The sequence below is a fragment of the Thiorhodovibrio frisius genome (assembly GCF_033954835.1).
Lineage (GTDB): Bacteria > Pseudomonadota > Gammaproteobacteria > Chromatiales > Chromatiaceae > Thiorhodovibrio > Thiorhodovibrio frisius.
Window position 1 is genome coordinate 3,436,667 of the sequence record NZ_CP121471.1, and the last position, 15,953, is coordinate 3,452,619.

The 15,953-nt window shown below is 61.2% G+C and carries 15 protein-coding genes and 2 pseudogenes; 9 read left to right on the forward strand and 8 right to left on the reverse strand.

Going from position 1 to position 15,953, the window contains the following annotated elements; all coding sequences use genetic code 11:
- Positions 1-34: 34 nt before the first annotated feature.
- The 7 genes from Thiofri_RS15670 to Thiofri_RS15700 form a co-directional block, all read right to left on the reverse strand.
- On the reverse strand, positions 35-466 hold the full coding sequence (locus Thiofri_RS15670) for a glycine zipper domain-containing protein (RefSeq protein ID WP_313777874.1): 432 nt from the start codon (positions 464-466) through the stop codon (positions 35-37).
- 12 nt (positions 467-478) lie between these two features.
- Positions 479-715 carry a glycine zipper domain-containing protein gene (locus tag Thiofri_RS15675; RefSeq protein WP_009146585.1) on the reverse strand — a complete coding sequence of 79 codons (237 nt, stop codon included), beginning with the start codon at positions 713-715 and terminating at the stop codon, positions 479-481.
- A 205-nt stretch (positions 716-920) separates the two neighbouring features.
- Positions 921-1,322, reverse strand: a complete 402-nt coding sequence (locus Thiofri_RS15680) for a Rap1a/Tai family immunity protein (protein ID WP_009146586.1) — start codon at positions 1,320-1,322, stop codon at positions 921-923.
- Positions 1,323-1,522: 200 nt separating this feature from the next.
- Positions 1,523-2,416, reverse strand: a complete 894-nt coding sequence (locus Thiofri_RS15685; RefSeq protein WP_009146587.1) for an SDR family oxidoreductase — start codon at positions 2,414-2,416, stop codon at positions 1,523-1,525.
- 87 nt (positions 2,417-2,503) lie between these two features.
- Positions 2,504-3,631, reverse strand: coding sequence for a phosphotransferase enzyme family protein (locus Thiofri_RS15690; RefSeq protein WP_009146588.1), 1,128 nt, complete (start codon positions 3,629-3,631; stop codon positions 2,504-2,506).
- Between the two features lie 42 nt (positions 3,632-3,673).
- A complete protein-coding gene (locus tag Thiofri_RS15695) occupies positions 3,674-4,873 on the reverse strand; it encodes a glycosyltransferase (protein ID WP_009146589.1) in 1,200 nt (399 codons plus the stop codon).
- Positions 4,874-4,975: 102 nt separating this feature from the next.
- On the reverse strand, positions 4,976-5,119 hold the full coding sequence (locus Thiofri_RS15700; protein WP_190275746.1) for a hypothetical protein: 144 nt from the start codon (positions 5,117-5,119) through the stop codon (positions 4,976-4,978).
- 130 nt (positions 5,120-5,249) lie between these two features.
- Between Thiofri_RS15700 and Thiofri_RS15705 the strand changes: the two genes are divergently transcribed.
- The 7 genes and pseudogenes from Thiofri_RS15705 to Thiofri_RS15735 all read left to right on the forward strand — a co-directional run bounded on the left by Thiofri_RS15705 (position 5,250) and on the right by Thiofri_RS15735 (position 11,966).
- Positions 5,250-6,296 carry a PstS family phosphate ABC transporter substrate-binding protein gene (locus tag Thiofri_RS15705; RefSeq protein WP_009146590.1) on the forward strand — a complete coding sequence of 349 codons (1,047 nt, stop codon included), beginning with the start codon at positions 5,250-5,252 and terminating at the stop codon, positions 6,294-6,296.
- Between the two features lie 88 nt (positions 6,297-6,384).
- A complete protein-coding gene (pstC, locus tag Thiofri_RS15710) occupies positions 6,385-7,776 on the forward strand; it encodes a phosphate ABC transporter permease subunit PstC (protein ID WP_009146591.1) in 1,392 nt (463 codons plus the stop codon).
- Positions 7,769-8,251: pseudogene (locus Thiofri_RS15715) on the forward strand (DUF3333 domain-containing protein); the annotation flags it as partial. The gene pstC and the pseudogene Thiofri_RS15715, both read left to right, overlap by 8 nt.
- 558 nt (positions 8,252-8,809) lie before the next feature.
- Positions 8,810-9,616 (forward strand): annotated as a pseudogene (pstA, locus tag Thiofri_RS15720) (phosphate ABC transporter permease PstA); the annotation flags it as partial.
- Between the two features lie 239 nt (positions 9,617-9,855).
- Positions 9,856-10,665 (forward strand): phosphate ABC transporter ATP-binding protein PstB, encoded by an 810-nt coding sequence (gene pstB, locus Thiofri_RS15725; RefSeq protein WP_390165251.1) that lies wholly within the window; start codon positions 9,856-9,858, stop codon positions 10,663-10,665.
- Between the two features lie 85 nt (positions 10,666-10,750).
- Entirely contained in the window at positions 10,751-11,185 is a 435-nt protein-coding gene (locus Thiofri_RS15730; RefSeq protein WP_009146594.1) for a DUF423 domain-containing protein, read from the forward strand.
- A gap of 10 nt (positions 11,186-11,195) precedes the next feature.
- Positions 11,196-11,966, forward strand: coding sequence for a 16S rRNA (uracil(1498)-N(3))-methyltransferase (locus tag Thiofri_RS15735; protein ID WP_009146595.1), 771 nt, complete (start codon positions 11,196-11,198; stop codon positions 11,964-11,966).
- 55 nt (positions 11,967-12,021) lie between these two features.
- Here the strand turns inward: Thiofri_RS15735 and Thiofri_RS15740 are convergent, their stop codons facing one another.
- Positions 12,022-12,825, reverse strand: a complete 804-nt coding sequence (locus Thiofri_RS15740; protein WP_009146596.1) for a SanA/YdcF family protein — start codon at positions 12,823-12,825, stop codon at positions 12,022-12,024.
- 169 nt (positions 12,826-12,994) lie between these two features.
- Here Thiofri_RS15740 and Thiofri_RS15745 point away from each other — a divergent pair, with 169 nt between their 5' ends.
- Positions 12,995-14,851, forward strand: coding sequence for a M61 family metallopeptidase (locus Thiofri_RS15745; RefSeq protein WP_009146597.1), 1,857 nt, complete (start codon positions 12,995-12,997; stop codon positions 14,849-14,851).
- A gap of 30 nt (positions 14,852-14,881) precedes the next feature.
- Positions 14,882-15,901: a bifunctional biotin--[acetyl-CoA-carboxylase] ligase/biotin operon repressor BirA gene (birA, locus tag Thiofri_RS15750; RefSeq protein WP_009146598.1), complete on the forward strand. Its 1,020-nt coding sequence runs from the start codon at positions 14,882-14,884 to the stop codon at positions 15,899-15,901.
- The last annotated feature ends 52 nt before the right edge of the window (positions 15,902-15,953 follow it).

The following is a 15,953-nucleotide window of genomic DNA, read 5'->3' on the forward strand; positions in this document are numbered from 1 at the left end:
ACGTCTTCCATCACGGACAGCACTGCACGCACATTCAACCATTCGGCACGCCGTAGGGCTGATTGCGGGCGGGGTAGCGCTGCGCCGGGTACTGGCGCGGAGGCGGTCTGCTGCTCTCTTGGTCCGCGTCATACAGCGCACCGCCAAGCGCGCCGATTCCGGCCCCGATCGCGGCTCCCTTGCCCGCATTAGCACTTTGCGATCCAACTGCCGCACCGGCTATCCCGCCAAGGGCGGCTCCGCCCAATACGCGTTCACCAGTGCGTCCTTGAGTACCCGCGCACCCTGTCAGCACCAGAGTCACAACGGCGGCGATTCCCAGCAAAGTTCCAGTATTTCGAATTTTCACCATAATCTCCCAAAAATTGCGTGAGTCATTCAGCGTCCAAAAAGCCCCATATCGATACTCACAGATTGACCTCGATGCAGAAACTTGGCTAGTCTGCCATCCCATCGACTTCAGCATCAACAGGAGTCACTAGTCGATATAGCCTTTCTCGTGCTGATCATAGAGATAACCACCCAGCGCACCGACGCCGGCACCAATGAGCGCGCCAGCACCCGCGTCGGCAGACAGCGAGCCGATCAGCGCCCCTCCGGCCGCCCCCATGAGCGCGCCACTTCCGGCTCTGGAACCCGTGGTGGTTCCGCAGCCCGCCACGGTGAGGGCAATAGCCAGAGCGCCAGTTGTGGCGATCAAAGAAGAATGTTTCATGATTTTGTTACCTCGCGTAAATCGCGTCTCCTAACGAGCCGCAATGAGTTCATTAAATGCCAGACAACAGTCGCGCGAAACGCGGCTTTCATAGCGGCCAATACATCGTGATTTCCTTTTGACCCTGTTATCGCGCTTAAGTGCGACCGCAGTCAAGATGCCGGGCCAGAATCCCAAGCACTGACGTCTCAAACAGACGAAAGCCTTAGCGGCAGGGATAAGCCTCCGACAGGGAGCGCATTAGTCCCACTACCGGCTGCTCGCCTTTGAGCTTTTTCTTACGCAGGTTCTTCTTACCCCAGTCGACAAAGACCTGTCGCGCCTCCTCAATCGTTGTCGTCTCGTCATAGCACACCAGCCGCTTGACGCCTTCGCGTCCGACGATCTCGTCGTGGTACTGCACGGTCGCCTCGATAAATGCGCGACAAGCCAAAGCAGCAGGCACGTGCTCAGGAACGTTCGCCGGCGTCGAGCAGACCATGTAAAGATCTTCGGTGGTGTCGAAGCCGAAGTCTTCGGGATCGGCTGCCAGGGCGACGCCGGAAGCCAAGGTTAGTGCAGCAGCGGCTGCTACGACGAGATGCGGGAAGCGAGAGAATCTATTCATACCTAATTCCTGAATGAAGGGTTCAACATCAAAACGGACAAGAGGTACCAGCAAGCGCCGGCACCGACATGCAAAAAAACCTCGAACTCGCCAGAAAGCCCTAACGAAGACAGCGAGTTTCTCAGGCATTGAGTCTAGCAATCCCGTTGCCTGTGCGGTAGCCCTGCACCCGAGTCAGGCGCCAAAACGGGAAGCGGCTCTCATCGTTGCTCCGCGCCCGCTGTATTGGCCCGCACCGCAGCCAGCCCGGCGGATAAATCAGGATAGCGCCAGACAATGCCCAGTTCCTCGCGCAGGCGGGCGTTATCGAGTCGCCGCGACTCGCGCATGTAAGAGAGCATGCCCGGGGATAGATGTTCGGGCGCCTCTTGGAGATCAATCTGCGGCGGTGGTGGCAAGCCGGCCGCCTCGGCCACTTGCAGAAAATAATCCGTCATGGTGCTCGGGTGGCCGTCGCAAACATTGTAGATCGCACCCGCCGGTGCCCGCTGCGCAGCGGCCAGGCAAACCTCGACCAGATCCTCGGCATGGATGCGATTCGACCAGGGCGCCTGGTCGGCTTTCACCACGGGCGCGCCCTGACGGATACGCTCCAGCGGCAGGCGGTCGGCGGCGTAGATGCCTGCCACGCGCAAAATGATGAGGTCCGAGCCACAGCCGGCCGCCCAGTCGCGCAGTTGCTGTTCGGCATGGACGCGACGTTCGGAGCGCTGCGCTGCTGGGTGCAATGGCCAGCTTTCATCAACCCAGGCGCCCGCGCAGTCGCCATAGACGCCTGTGGTGCTGATGTAAATGAGCCTCCCTGGATGGCCATGGCGCCCAAAATGCTCGATGAGTCGCGCCGTGCGGCTGTCCTGCGCGCCTTCCGACGGCGGGGGCGCGAAGTGAAAGACCAAGGCGCGGTCGCTCGGCAAGGCGTCGAGTGGATCGCGATCCAAATCGAGCTGCATTGGTTCGCCGCCAGCCGAGGCAATGGCTGTCAGCGTGGCGTCCTGGCGCGCAACGCCAATGGGCGGTTGCGCGCACTGCTCGCCAAGACGCCGCAGCAGCAACTGCCCGACATAGCCGCAACCAATGATGATCTGACGTTTCAATCTCCACCTCCGGATTCTCTTTACTAAAATATCCGGACCAATACCGCGATACTCAAGGCACCCGTCTCGCCACAGCTGGCGTCCAGCTCAGCCCAGGCTGCGAGCGAGCTGGCGCAGATGGCGTTCCTGGCGTTCGATATCGGCGACCAAGGCCAACTGCGCCTTGGCCTTGCGCAGATTCTCGCCGCGATAGCGCACGCGAAAGTAGCGATCACCGCGCAGGTGATCGATCAGGAACCTCATGCCTAATTCCAGCGGGATCAGGCGCATCGCGTCGAACAGCAGTTCAAGCTCGGCGGCTCCCAGCAAGCCCGGTGCGGCTTGAGCATAGCCGCCAAGCAGCGCCTCGGCGAGTCCGGCATCAAAGTGCACCTGCTCCGGCGCACCGCGTTCCCCCGCGCGATTACAGCAGGAACGCAGGCAATCGCCGATGTCGTGTAAAATCAGGCCCGGTTGCACGGTATCGAGGTCAATCAGGCAGAGCGCCTCGCGTCCCTGGCGGTCGAAGAGCACATTGTCGCGCTTGGGGTCACCGTGAATCAGGGTCTTGCGGATCGAACCGCCCGCAAGCGCGTCGCGCAGGCAGCCCAGGACGTGATCGCGCGCGCGCACCTGCTTGATGAGCGCGGACACCTCGGCATCGCCGCTGGCTGATGCGTCATGTCCATCGGATGTCTGCCGAGCCACTTCACTCAAGGCGGCATCCAGAGCTGCGCGAAACCTCGGAGTGTCATGTGAGCCCGGCAGGGTGACATGAAAATCCGCCATGGGCAGGCTGGCGCCAAAACCGTGAAACTGCCCCAGCAAGCGGCCAATCGCGGCGGCCTGCGTACTATCTGTCACCGCAGGCAGGGTGATGGCATCCTCCACCCGCTCGAGCAGCCGCCAGTAGCCGCCATCTTGATCGCGGGTGTAAAGCGCAGCCGACTCGGCCTGAAAGAGTCTCGGCAAACGTGGAGCCGTCGGCCCGGCTCCAGCCGCCGCAGACTGCAAACGCGCGATGTTGTCCATGATCAGCGGCGGATCGGCAAAAACCGCCGAGTTGATCCGCTGCAACACAAAGTGCCCACTATGGGCAGCGACAGCGAAGGTGGAGTTGATCAGCCCGGCGCCAAGCGGTTGCACCTCAAGCACTTGCTCGCACACCGGGAAATGGCAAGCCATGTCCCGAGCCAGCGCCAGATAGCCGGGCGGCAAGGGCAGCTGATCCGTCATCTCTTGTCCATCCTCATGGTCATGGGCTGCACGAACACGTCCTCAGTCGCCAGATACAGAGGAGGCGAGCGGTTCCGACCCAGCCGCAGGATGCTGGTCAATCACCCGCCGGTAAAAGGCCAGCATGCGCTCGGCCAGCGCTGGCGCAGACCAACCCTGGGCATAGGCCCTCCCCGTTTCGCCAAGGCGCGCCCGCAGCGCCGGATCTGTGAGCACCCGCAGCACCTTCTCGGCAAACAGATCCTCGTCTTCCTCGGCGATCAGGCAGCCTTCTCCATCGTTTAGCACCTCGGTACTGCCCATCACGGCGGTGGAGACAACCGGAGTACCGAGCGCCATGGCCTCGAGCAGGACCAGGCCCTGGGTCTCGGTCCGGGAGGCAAAAATGAAGGCATCGCCTGCGCTGTAGCAGTCTTCCAGCGAGCCATCACGCAGCAAATACCCCAGGAAACGCACCTGCTCAGACAGCCCCAACTTGCGCGCCATGCCTTCGAGCATCGCCCGCGCCGGGCCTTCTCCGGCGATGGCCAGCAGGGCCTGCGGACAGCCTTGTTTGACCTTCACCATCACGCGCAGCAGGAACTCGACATTCTTCTCGAACGCCAGTCGCCCAACATGCACCAACAGCGGCCGCTCTGGCGCAATGCCGTGGCGCTGGCGAAATCGGGTCCCGTCGCCCTGGCTGAATTGGTCTGTATCAATGCCGGTTGGCACCACCTCGGCCGGCGTGCTGATGCCGTAGCCACGCAGCACCTTCAGCATAGCTTGCGAGGGCACGGCCAGGGCATCGACTTCCTCGCACTGACTGGTGGAGAAGCGCCGCGCGGCATAGCGCATCCAGGCGCCGGGTACCAGCGGGACATACTTGTCCAGATACTGCTCGAAAAAAGTGTGATAGCTCTCAACCACCGGCACACCAAGGCGACGCGCCAGCGCCAGACCGGCATAATGCGCAACAAAGGGCGTGTGGACATGCACCAAATCAAAGCCCGCGCCAGACAAAGCCGCGTGATGCGCCCGCAGCCGCCCCCAGCGCAGAATGCGGTCTTCCGGATCAAACGGCAGATAGCGCGACGGAATGCGAATCACCTCGAAAGGCTCCGGGCTCTGCTTGCCGTAATCCGGAGCGATCAGGGTGACATGGTGACCAGCGGCGGCAAACTCCCGCGCAAAGGTCTGAATGGATGTTGAAACCCCGTTCACTCTGGGGAAGTAGACATCCGAAATCATCAAGACACGCATGGCCGTGCTCAGACTCCGTCCAAAGCGGATTGAAATTCTGCGCTCACTGATCCAAGCCCAAGCCTGTCACAACGCCTGCGCTGATCACTCAACACCCGTCCATCAGTCAAATGCGTTTCCAAACCAGATGACGATCAAACCGGCCAGTTTAGCGGAGGTGGCGGTGTTCTGCACGCGGTATTTAATGACAACAGTATGAATGCTTCCTTGCCAAGACGCTGCGGCCAGCGCCTTGCCCCACAGCATCACCAACCCGCTGGACAGGGGAACCAGCGCTCACCTCTCCGTCATCAAACCGCAACATTTTTGTCATTCAATGTCCATCTCAGAACGCCAGAATAGCGGTTGCTTTCCAACCGATTCACGGAGTTTGTAAATGAAGAAGACCCTGATTGCAGCAAGCGTTGCCGCCACCATGGCAATTTCCACCCAGGCCATGGCGGCACGCGACTACATCTATATCGTCGGTTCCTCGACGGTTTTCCCCTTCGCGACCGTGGTCGCCGAGACCTTCGGCAAGAAGACCAACTTCAACACCCCCAAGATCGAGTCCACCGGCTCCGGCGGCGGCATGAAGCTGTTCTGCGAGGGCGTGGGAGTCGAGCATCCGGATATCACCAATGCCTCGCGCCGCATGAAGGTCTCTGAGTTCGAGAAGTGCCAGGAAAATGGCGTCGCGGACATCACCGAGGTAGTCATTGGCTATGACGGCATCGCCATTGCCAACGCCAAGAGCGCCCCTGAGTTTGATCTGACCCTGCGCGATATCTACCTGGCGCTGGCAAAGGACGTTCCGAACCCCGAGAACGAAGAAGAGCTGATCGCCAACCCTTACAAGACCTGGAAGGACGTCAACCCTGATCTGCCCGATATCGAGATCGAAGTGCTGGGTCCGCCGCCAACGTCTGGCACCCGCGATGCCTTCGCCGAACTGGCAATGGAAGGTGGCTGCAAGACCTTCGACAGCATCAAGACGATGAAAGGGGAGGACAAGAAAAAGTACAAGGCGGTCTGCCATGGCGTGCGTGAAGACGGCGCCTATGTCGAGGCCGGCGAGAATGACAATCTGATCGTGCAGAAGCTCGAAAAGAATCCAGACGCACTGGGCGTCTTCGGCTTCAGCTTCCTGGATCAGAACGCCGACAAGGTCAAAGGTGCCAAGATTGACGGCATCGAGCCGACCTTCGACACCATCTCCGATGGCAGCTACCCGGTCTCACGCTCGCTCTACTTCTATGTCAAGAAGGCCCATGTTGGCACCATTCCTGGCATCGAGGAGTACGTGACCGAGTTCACCAGCGATGCCGCTTGGGGCGAGGACGGCTATCTGGCTGACAAGGGCCTGATTCCGCTGCCTGATGACATGCGCGCCGAGATGGCCAAGAACGCCCAGAGCCTGACGCCCATGTCGAGCCCGAAATAACGCCTGTTCTTGCGGACAGTGTCCCCGGCGCGGCCGGCGACTCCAAGGTCGCCGGCCGCGTCCTCATTTTTAGCCCCACCCAACAGCCATGACCCTGCCTCTGCTCCTGTTGCTGATTCTCGCCGCCATGGCACTGGCCTACCAGTTGGTGCGCAAACAGGCCATTAAGAAGGTCGGGGGCATCACCGGTATTAAACAACTCCATTCTCTGCCAGCCTACTATGGATACTATGCAGCACTCTGGGTCGGTATACCGGCGCTGCTGATTTTGCTGCTCTGGTTTGGTTTGCAGGAGCGCATCATCACCGCACTGATGGTGGACCAGCTTCCGGCCGCACTCACCGCCGGGCAGTCGAGTGGTCAGATCAGCCTGATCATCAACGACATCAAGAACCTGGCCACCGGGAATATTACCTCCGGCACCATCACCGAAGACATCCAGGCTGCCGCCGATCACTACGCGCGTTTGCAGGGCATCGCCACCATGGCGCTCTGGACGCTCATCCTGGCCGCCGGGCTGGCTGGCATGTCGCTGGCCTGGCGTCGCGCCAAGCCGGATTTCCGCGCCCGCAATCGGGTCGAGAATACCGTGCTGGTGGTCATGATTGTGTTCTCGTCCATTGCCATCGTCACTACCCTTGGCATCGTGCTCTCGGTAATGTTCGAGTCGATCCTGTTTTTCCAGAAAATCCCCTGGACAGAATTCTTCTTTGGCACCGAATGGAGCCCGCAGATCGCGCTGCGCGCTGATCAGGTCGCCTCATCCGGGGCCTTTGGTGCCATTCCACTCTTTACCGGCACCCTGCTGATTTCCGCCATCGCCATGCTGGTCGCCGTGCCAATCGGCCTTTTCTCGGCCATTTACCTGTCGGAATACGCCGCCCCCGCCGTGCGCGGCCTCGCCAAGCCGCTGCTCGAAATCCTGGCTGGCATCCCGACCGTGGTCTATGGCTTTTTCGCCGCGCTCACGGTGGCGCCCTACATTCGCGAACTGGGCGAAGGCATGGGCCTGAACGTCGCATCCGAAAGCGCCCTGGCCGCTGGATTGGTTATGGGCATCATGATCATTCCCTTTGTGTCATCGCTTTCCGATGACGTGATCAACGCCGTGCCCCAGTCGATGCGCGACGGCTCCCACGCGCTTGGAGCGACCCAGTCCGAGACCATCCGCCGGGTGATTTTCCCTGCCGCTCTGCCGGGCATTGTCGGCGGCGTTCTGCTCGCCGTTTCCCGCGCCATCGGTGAGACCATGATTGTGGTCATGGCCGCCGGCCTAGCCGCTAACCTGACGGCCAATCCGCTCGACAGCGTCACCACGGTCACGGTGCAGATTGTCACCCTGCTGACCGGTGATCAGGAATTCGACAGCGCCAAAACCCTGGCCGCCTTTGCTCTAGGACTGACGCTCTTCGTGGTCACCCTGGCGCTGAATATCATTGCCCTCCATATCGTGCGCAAGTATCGCGAGCAGTATGAATAAGCTATCATCAAACCCTGAGTCCGAGCCAAACGCAGTAAAGGACGGCGCCCGCCGGACAATCGACATCGTCAACGCCAGCCTCAAGCGGCGCCATGCCGCCGAGCAACGCTTTCGTCTCCTGGGCGCCACAGCCGTAGCTCTCGGCTTGCTGTTCGTCGCCATCCTGTTCATCAGCATCATCGGCAATGGCTACACGGCCTTCCAGCAGACCTACGTGGAACTGCCGGTATATTTCGACCCCGAGTTGATCGACCCCGAGGGACGCATTCGCGCCGGTGATTTGTCCCAGGAAGACATTCACAAGGCGATGATCCGGGTCAATTTCCTCAAAATCGCTCGGACTGCGCTGACAGACACCTTCCCCGAGGTGAAGGGCCGCTCGGACAAGCGCAAACTCTATAGCCTGCTCAGCCCCGGCGCGCCACTGCAGTTGCGGGAGATGGTCGCTCGCCACCCAGAGTGGATTGGCGAGCGTCGCGAGGTCTGGCTTGTTGCCAACGATGATATAGACATGTTCATGAAAGGCCGCTCAACCCCGATTAAGCGGTTTAACAGCGCCGGTCGCGCGACCATCGCCACCGACGCACAGGCTGATGCGCTGCAAATCACTTCCAGCGGACCCGACTTCAGCATCGTGCTGGACTCACTGCACCGCCAACTACTCGACAAAGGCGCCAAAACCGAACGACTCATCGCTCGCCTGGAACAATCCCTGGCCGACACCGAGAAAAGGCGCTCCACGCTTGAGGCCCGCCAGGCCGATAGCGAAAAGGCTGACCAGCGCATCGCCAAACTCAGCCGCGATCTAAGCGACGCGCGCGCGCAGCTCGAACGGCTTCAGGCACGCACCGCCACCCCTGCCGATGGCGAGACGCTCGACGCCGAGATGCCCAGCTATCTGGTCGCCATTAATGGCGGGCTGGTGAAGGTCGAATCCATTAGCGACCGCGAAGTGACCGGCAAGATTCTGCGCCCCTTGACCAGCGAAGCGCCTGCCCCGCCCGGCACCTGGGAGCTGCTCGAACTCACCAACCCGCAAGGTGCGCGCCGGTTGAAAGATCAGGAAATCGCCTGGGCGCTGTCGCTGAAAGATGCCGGCGCGCTGAAAAAGCGCTTCAACAGCCTGTTCTTCACCCAGGGCTCCTCGCGCGAACCCGAACTGGCCGGCATTGGCGGCGCCTTTATGGGCTCGCTCTTCACCCTGACGCTGACCCTGCTGTTCTCCTTCCCCATCGCCGTCGGCACCGCGATTTATCTGGAAGAATTCGCGCCCAAGAACCGCTGGACCGATCTAATCGAAATCAACATCAACAATCTGGCAGCGGTACCGTCCATTGTTTTTGGTCTGCTTGGGCTGGCGGTGTTCATCAATTTCTTCGGCGTGCCGCGCTCCACCCCGCTGGTCGCCGCCATGGTGCTGACGCTCATGACCCTGCCGACCATTATCATCGCCAGCCGCGCGGCGCTGAAATCCGTGCCGCCGTCCATCCGCGAAGCCGCCCTGGGCGTGGGTGCCTCGCCGCTACAAACACAGTTCCATCATGTGCTGCCACTGGCCATGCCTGGCATGCTGACCGGCACCATCATCGGTATGGCTCAGGCATTGGGCGAGACCGCCCCGCTGCTGATGATTGGCATGATCGCCTTCATCGTCGACATTCCTGGCGGCTTCACCGACCCCTCCACGGTGCTGCCGGTGCAGATTTTTCTCTGGGCCGACAGCCCCGAGCGCGGCTTTGTCGAGCGCACCTCGGCGGCTATCATGGTGCTCTTGGCCTTTTTGATTATGATGAATCTGCTCGCTGTACTGCTACGCCGTCGCTTCGAGCGGCGTTGGTAATAGCCTCGAGAATCAAAAACATGACTGATGGCAATACCGCGACTAAGGGCAAACATCAACAAACTGAGCCCACTTGGCAATCCGCAAAGCAAACAACCGCAATAATGAGCGACACTGATGCAACTCTACCGCCAGGCGGCGCCCCACCAAAGACACCGAGAGACGAGGCGATGAACACAATCTCTACCGCGATCCTGCCAAGCCAAATATCCGCTGCAAACGACGCGCGAACAAAGGTCATGGATTCGAGCGAGCGAGATTTCGCTGGCACCCTCGGCGATATCAGCTGCCCCAGCCCACGCATGCAATGCCGCGGTGTCGATGTCTGGTATGCCGACAAACAGGCCATTAACAATGTCAGCCTCGACATCGGCCGCAACGAAGTCGTCGCCATGATTGGCCCCTCGGGCTGCGGCAAGTCCACCTTCCTGCGCTGTCTCAATCGCATGAATGACAGCATCCCCATTGCCCGGGTGACGGGTTCGATCACAATCGACGGGCAGGAAATCCTCGCCAAGCACATCGATGTGGTCCCGCTGCGCGCGAGAGTGGGCATGGTGTTTCAAAAGCCCAACCCCTTCCCCAAGTCGATCTACGAGAATATTGCCTATGGGCCGCGCATTCACGGCCTCACCAGCTCTCGCGCCGAACTCGACGAACTTGTTGAGACCAGCCTACGCAAGGCCGGTCTGTGGGAGGAAGTCAAGGATCGCCTCGACCAACCCGGCACGGGGCTCTCAGGTGGTCAGCAACAGCGCCTGTGCATCGCTCGCACCATCGCCGTCTCGCCCGAAGTCATACTGATGGACGAACCCTGCTCGGCACTCGATCCCATTGCCACCGCGAAGGTCGAGGAACTGATCGACGAACTGCGCGCCAATTACAGCATCGCCATCGTCACCCACTCCATGCAGCAGGCCGCGCGCGTCTCCCAGCGCACGGCGTACTTTCATCTCGGCGATCTAATCGAAGTCGGCACCACCGAGCAGATATTCAACCAGCCCCAGCACCGACTGACAGAGGACTACATCACCGGCCGCTTTGGTTAGAGGCTTTCCCGACCCGCTTATGGGCAAGGGCGTCTGGGAATAAGGGCGACTGGACAAGTGACAGCGTTGCACGGATCATTCCCCCATGACTGTGCCGCCCAAACCCCAAGTTGCTAGCTCCCTGTTGTCACGACGAATAGGCATTGCTGGTGCCCTGCTTGCCGGACTTGCCGTTGGGCTTGGCGCCTTTGGTGCCCATGGACTCAAGGGTCAGGTATCGCCCGAACATCTGGCCGTGTGGAACACCGCAAGCGACTACCTTGCCTGGCATGGCGTCGCGCTGCTTGCGCTCGCCGCCCTCTTCCGCAGCCACGCTGGCCTGGCTCTGGCGCCTTTTGCCCGCATCGCAGCCTATCTGCTGCTCGCCGGCATCCTTGTTTTCAGCGGCAGTCTCTTCCTCCTGGTGCTGACCGGTGTGGGTCTTTGGGGTGCCGTCACGCCCCTTGGGGGTAGCGCGCTGGTCCTCGGTTGGCTGGGCCTCGCTGTTGCAATTTGGCGCTGTGGAGTCCACCAGAACTGAGCCTAGGCCAATGTCAGAAGAGCGTCTCCCCCGGGTTTACACAAACCAGCCCTTGGCAGCCAACACCGAGATCGAACTCCAGCCAAGCGCGACCAAGCACCTGCAACAGGTCTTGCGCCTGCGCCGCGGCGATCATTTCATCGTGTTTGACGGACATGGCCACGACTTTGCGGCGGAGATCAAAGACCTGCGCGGCACCAACCTAATCGCCTGCGTCGGCGCCGCCGGACCGCCCGAGCCGGCACCGGCGCTGCGGATTCATCTCGGCATCGGCGTCTCCAAGGGGGAGCGGATGGAGTTTGCCATTCAAAAAGCGGTCGAGGTTGGCGTGACCGAGCTCACCCCACTCTGGACTGGCCGCAGCGTTGTCAAGCTGGATGGCGAGCGGCTGGCGCGCAAAATCACGCGCTGGCAAGGCATCATCATCTCCGCCTGCGAGCAGAGCGGGCGCCGCGTCCTGCCGCGACTGCATCAGCCAGTTAAGCTCGCCGACTGGCTCGCGCACGACCACCCCTGCGGTGTGTTGCTGGATCACCGGGCCGAGGCGACACTGCATCAACTACCGCCCCCCGTGCCCAACCAGACCGGCAATCAGATCACACTGGCCATCGGCCCCGAGGGCGGGCTGTCACCAGAGGAACGAGCAACAGCCATGGCAAAGCGTTTTACTCCCGTGCGACTCGGCCCGCGCATCCTGCGCACAGAAACCGCACCGCTTGCCGCCATTGCCGCTATACAAACTCTCTGGGGTGATTTTCGCGACATCCCAGACACCGAATGATGCGGTCACAGCCAACCCGGTGGCTGAACACCCAAGCAATGACCGCTAGCGCGCGTCATTGCATCTTTGGTCCAAATGCCTGGATCTTATGTCGGCTACCTGGGGTTCTTGCCCATGACAAGCTGATAGACACATGCGCCCCTTCAGCAGAATCTTTTCTGACCTTGACCGGCTCAGGCTTGCCTAGAAACTTCGGCTCGCGCCCGCTGAGCACATCCCAGATCGCCATTGCCCGCGCGCCAATCTCACGCAGTCGCACCCTGCCCCCCGCCGCGCCGCCAGGGTCTTCAGCCGCGTAACCATAAGCTTGGATGCCACGCGCGCGCGCAATAAAAATCCCCCGCTCGACGTGATAGCCCTGGCTGACAATCAGAAATTGCTCCAGCCCGAAAACCCGGTTTGCCCGCACCACCGAGTCCAACGTGCGGAAACCGGCATAATCCAGAGTAATGAACGCATCCGGCACACCGAGCTTAATGAGATCCCGGCGCATGGCTTCGGGCTCGTTGTAATAGCGCGAGCCATTGTCGCCACTGACCAAAATCCCCTGCACCCGGCCCTGATGAAAAAGCGCAGCAGCGGCCTCGAGCCGCGCGCGGTAGAATTGATTCGGATGCCCGCCAAGGGTGCGACGCGCCGTGCCAAGAACCACCGCCACCGGCATCGGCTCAACCTTCGCCAGATCGCGCTCAATCCAGGGCGCTGCGCGCCAGGAAATCCACAGATCACCAAGCAGCACCACGGCGATCAGCCCCGCAGAAAGCCCGACAACACCCAGACCAAGCCAACGCCAAAGGCGACGGCGGCGGGATGGAATCGGACAATCAGCCGATGCTGTTGCAGAAGTTTGCTGATCCATTCAGACTCCAGAGCAGCTGCCGTCAATCTTCATCTTTGCGGACACTCACCAACCCCATCAAGCACCTAGCCCAGCGTTTCCCCAGCGACACCTTGACCTGACCGTGAAAACAGCAGCCTTCTCCTTCGGGATGGTACCGCACGATAAACCTTCGCCTCATTGCCTTGCCATGACCACAACAGGCACTCTCCGCTACCGTGTCGCCAGCCAGAATCCGCGCGCTCATCTGTTCGACTTGAGGCTGTCCATTCCGGAAGAACCATCCTCTTTGACACCCGCAGACGAAAACAACGCACCGGCACGCGCACTGACACTCAGCCTGCCAGCCTGGATTCCCGGCAGCTATATGATCCGCGATTTTGCGCGGCATCTCATCAAAGTGCACGCGCAAGATGCAACCGGGCCCATCCGGGTTGAGAAACGCGACAAACAAACCTGGCACCTGCCAGCGACTCGCGGCACAGTCACCCTAAGCTATCAGGTTCATGCCGGCGAGTTGAGCGTGCGCGCAGCTCATCTTGACCACACCCATGGCTATTTCAATGGGGTCTGCTTGTTTCTGCAAGTAGAGGGCTGCGAAGACTGGCCCTGTGAACTCGACATCGAACGACCAAAGGACCCCTGCGCCGCCGACTGGCGCCTGGCCACCAGCCTGACCAGCGCCGGGGCATCTGCCTGGGGCTTCGGCCACTACCGCGCCGACAACTATGCCGAACTCATCGACCATCCGGTCGAAATGGGCCGCTTCGCACTGGTGGAATTCAGCGTGCGCGGCATCCCGCACGCCATGGCTATCAGCGGTCATCAGCGCGCCGATCTCGAGCGCCTGAGCCGGGATCTGAGCAAAACCTGCGAGCAGCAAGCCGCGCTTTTTTCCGAATTGCCCATCGAACGCTATCTGTTCCTGACGCAAGTCGTAGGCAATGGCTATGGTGGGCTCGAGCATCGCGCCTCATCGAGCCTGATCTGCAACCGTGACGACTTGCCCAGACAGGGCGACAGCGACACCTCCGAAGGCTATCGCCGTTTTCTTGGCCTGTGCAGCCATGAGTATTTTCACCTATGGAACGTCAAGCGCATCCGCCCACAGGTTTTTGCCGAACAGGGCCTTATGCGCGAAGTCCACACCCGCCTGCTGTGGTTCTTTGAAGGCGTCACCTCCTATTACGACGACCTGGCCCTGGTGCGCGCCGGACTGATCAGCCCCAAGGATTATCTCGGCCTGCTCGCCAATAGCATCAGCCGCGTGCGCCGCGACCCCGGACGCCTGCGCCAGACGCTGGCCGAGTCGAGCTTTGACGCCTGGACCAAGTTCTATCAACAGGACGCCAACGCCCCCAATGCCATCGTCAGCTACTACACCAAGGGCGCGCTCATTGCCCTGGCGCTGGATCTGACCATTCGCCACCGCAGCCATGGGCATCATAGTCTTGACGATGTCATGCAGGCCCTGTGGCAGCGTTATGGTCGCAACGACATCGGCGTGCCCGAACAGGCACCTGAGCAACTGGCTGCGGAAGTCACAGGCATCGACCTCACCACCTTCTTCGCCCAGGCGCTTGATGACACCGCGGACATCGACCTGACACCCCTGTTTGCGTCCCTTGGCATCACCATGCACCTGCGCCCCGCCAAGGATGACAAAGACCTCGGCGGTGCCCCCGATCAGCCCACAGCAATTGAGCCACAACCCTCCATTGGCGCGCGCACCCAGGCGCAGGGCGCGGAACTCAAGCTTGCCGCTGTCATCAACGACCGCCCGGCCGAGCGGGCCGGCCTGGCACCCGGCGATATTCTGGTTGCCATCGACGGGCTGCGCGTCGATGGCAACAATTTCAACACCCTGCTAGCCCGCTGCCCGATTGGTAAACTGGTGGCGTTCCACGCCTTCCGCCGCGATGAACTCCATCGCTTTGAACTCATCCCCGAGCCCGCCCCGGCGGACATCTGCGAGCTGATCCTGATGGAGCAACCCCCAGCAGCAGCTCTGAAGGCTCGCGCTGCCTGGCTGCACACTCAGCCGTAAAGCGATTCCCGCCACTAACACCGCCACATCATGGAAACCGAAGCGCAGCTGATCCGCCTGCTCGCCGATGGCAAACGCCACTCCGGCGCCGCCCTGGCCGCGCAACTCGGCATCAGCCGGGCCGCAGTCTGGAAAGCCGTTCAGCGGGCCCGCGAGCGACTCGACATTGAGATTCTGGCTGAACAAGGCCAGGGCTACCAACTGAAGGCACCGCTCGAACTGCTGGACGCCCAAGAGATTGAAAGCCGACTCCCCCCAGCCGCCAAAGAACGCATTGGGCCAATCCAGTGTTTCGCGCAGATTGACTCCACCAACACCTGGCTGCTCGAACAAAGCACCCAAGGCGCCACCAGCGGAACCTGCGTGCTGGCAGAGCGCCAAACCGCCGGACGCGGCCGCCGAGGACGCGCCTGGTGCTCACCCTTTGGCGCCAATCTCTACCTGTCCATTCTGTGGTACTTCGACGCGGGACCAGCCACCCTGGGCGCTCTGAGTCTCGCCGCTGGTGCCGCCGTCGCCCAAGCACTCGAGTCCCTTGGCATTACCGGAATCCAGCTCAAATGGCCCAACGACATCCACTGGCAGCAACGCAAACTCGGCGGACTGCTCATTGAAATCGCCGGAGAAACCCAAGGCCCCAGCCGCGCAGTCATCGGTCTGGGTCTCAACCTGCAAATGCCCGAGACCGCAGCCAAGACAATCGATCAGCCCTGGGTGGACCTGCGCGAGATTTGCCAGAACCCTATCCCCCAAGATCAAATCCCCCAGCAGCATTCCGCAACCCGCAACACCATAGCCGCCTGCTGCATCGATCAGCTCAGCGCCATGCTCGCCTCCTTTCCAGAGCAGGGCCCCGCGCCCTTCCTTAGTGCCTGGCGCCGTTTCGACGCCTATCGCGACCAACGGGCGAGCTTGCACTGGAGTCAACACTGCCTCCAAGGCACCTATCGCGGCATCGACGATCAGGGCGCCCTGCTACTGCAAATCGGCCAGGAAACGCGCCACTTCGCCGCTGGCGAACTAAGCCTGCGCCCAGGCCAGCCCAGCTAAGCTCATGGCACAGCGCCACCGCGATGGGTGAATCTGCTGTTGCACAAAAACC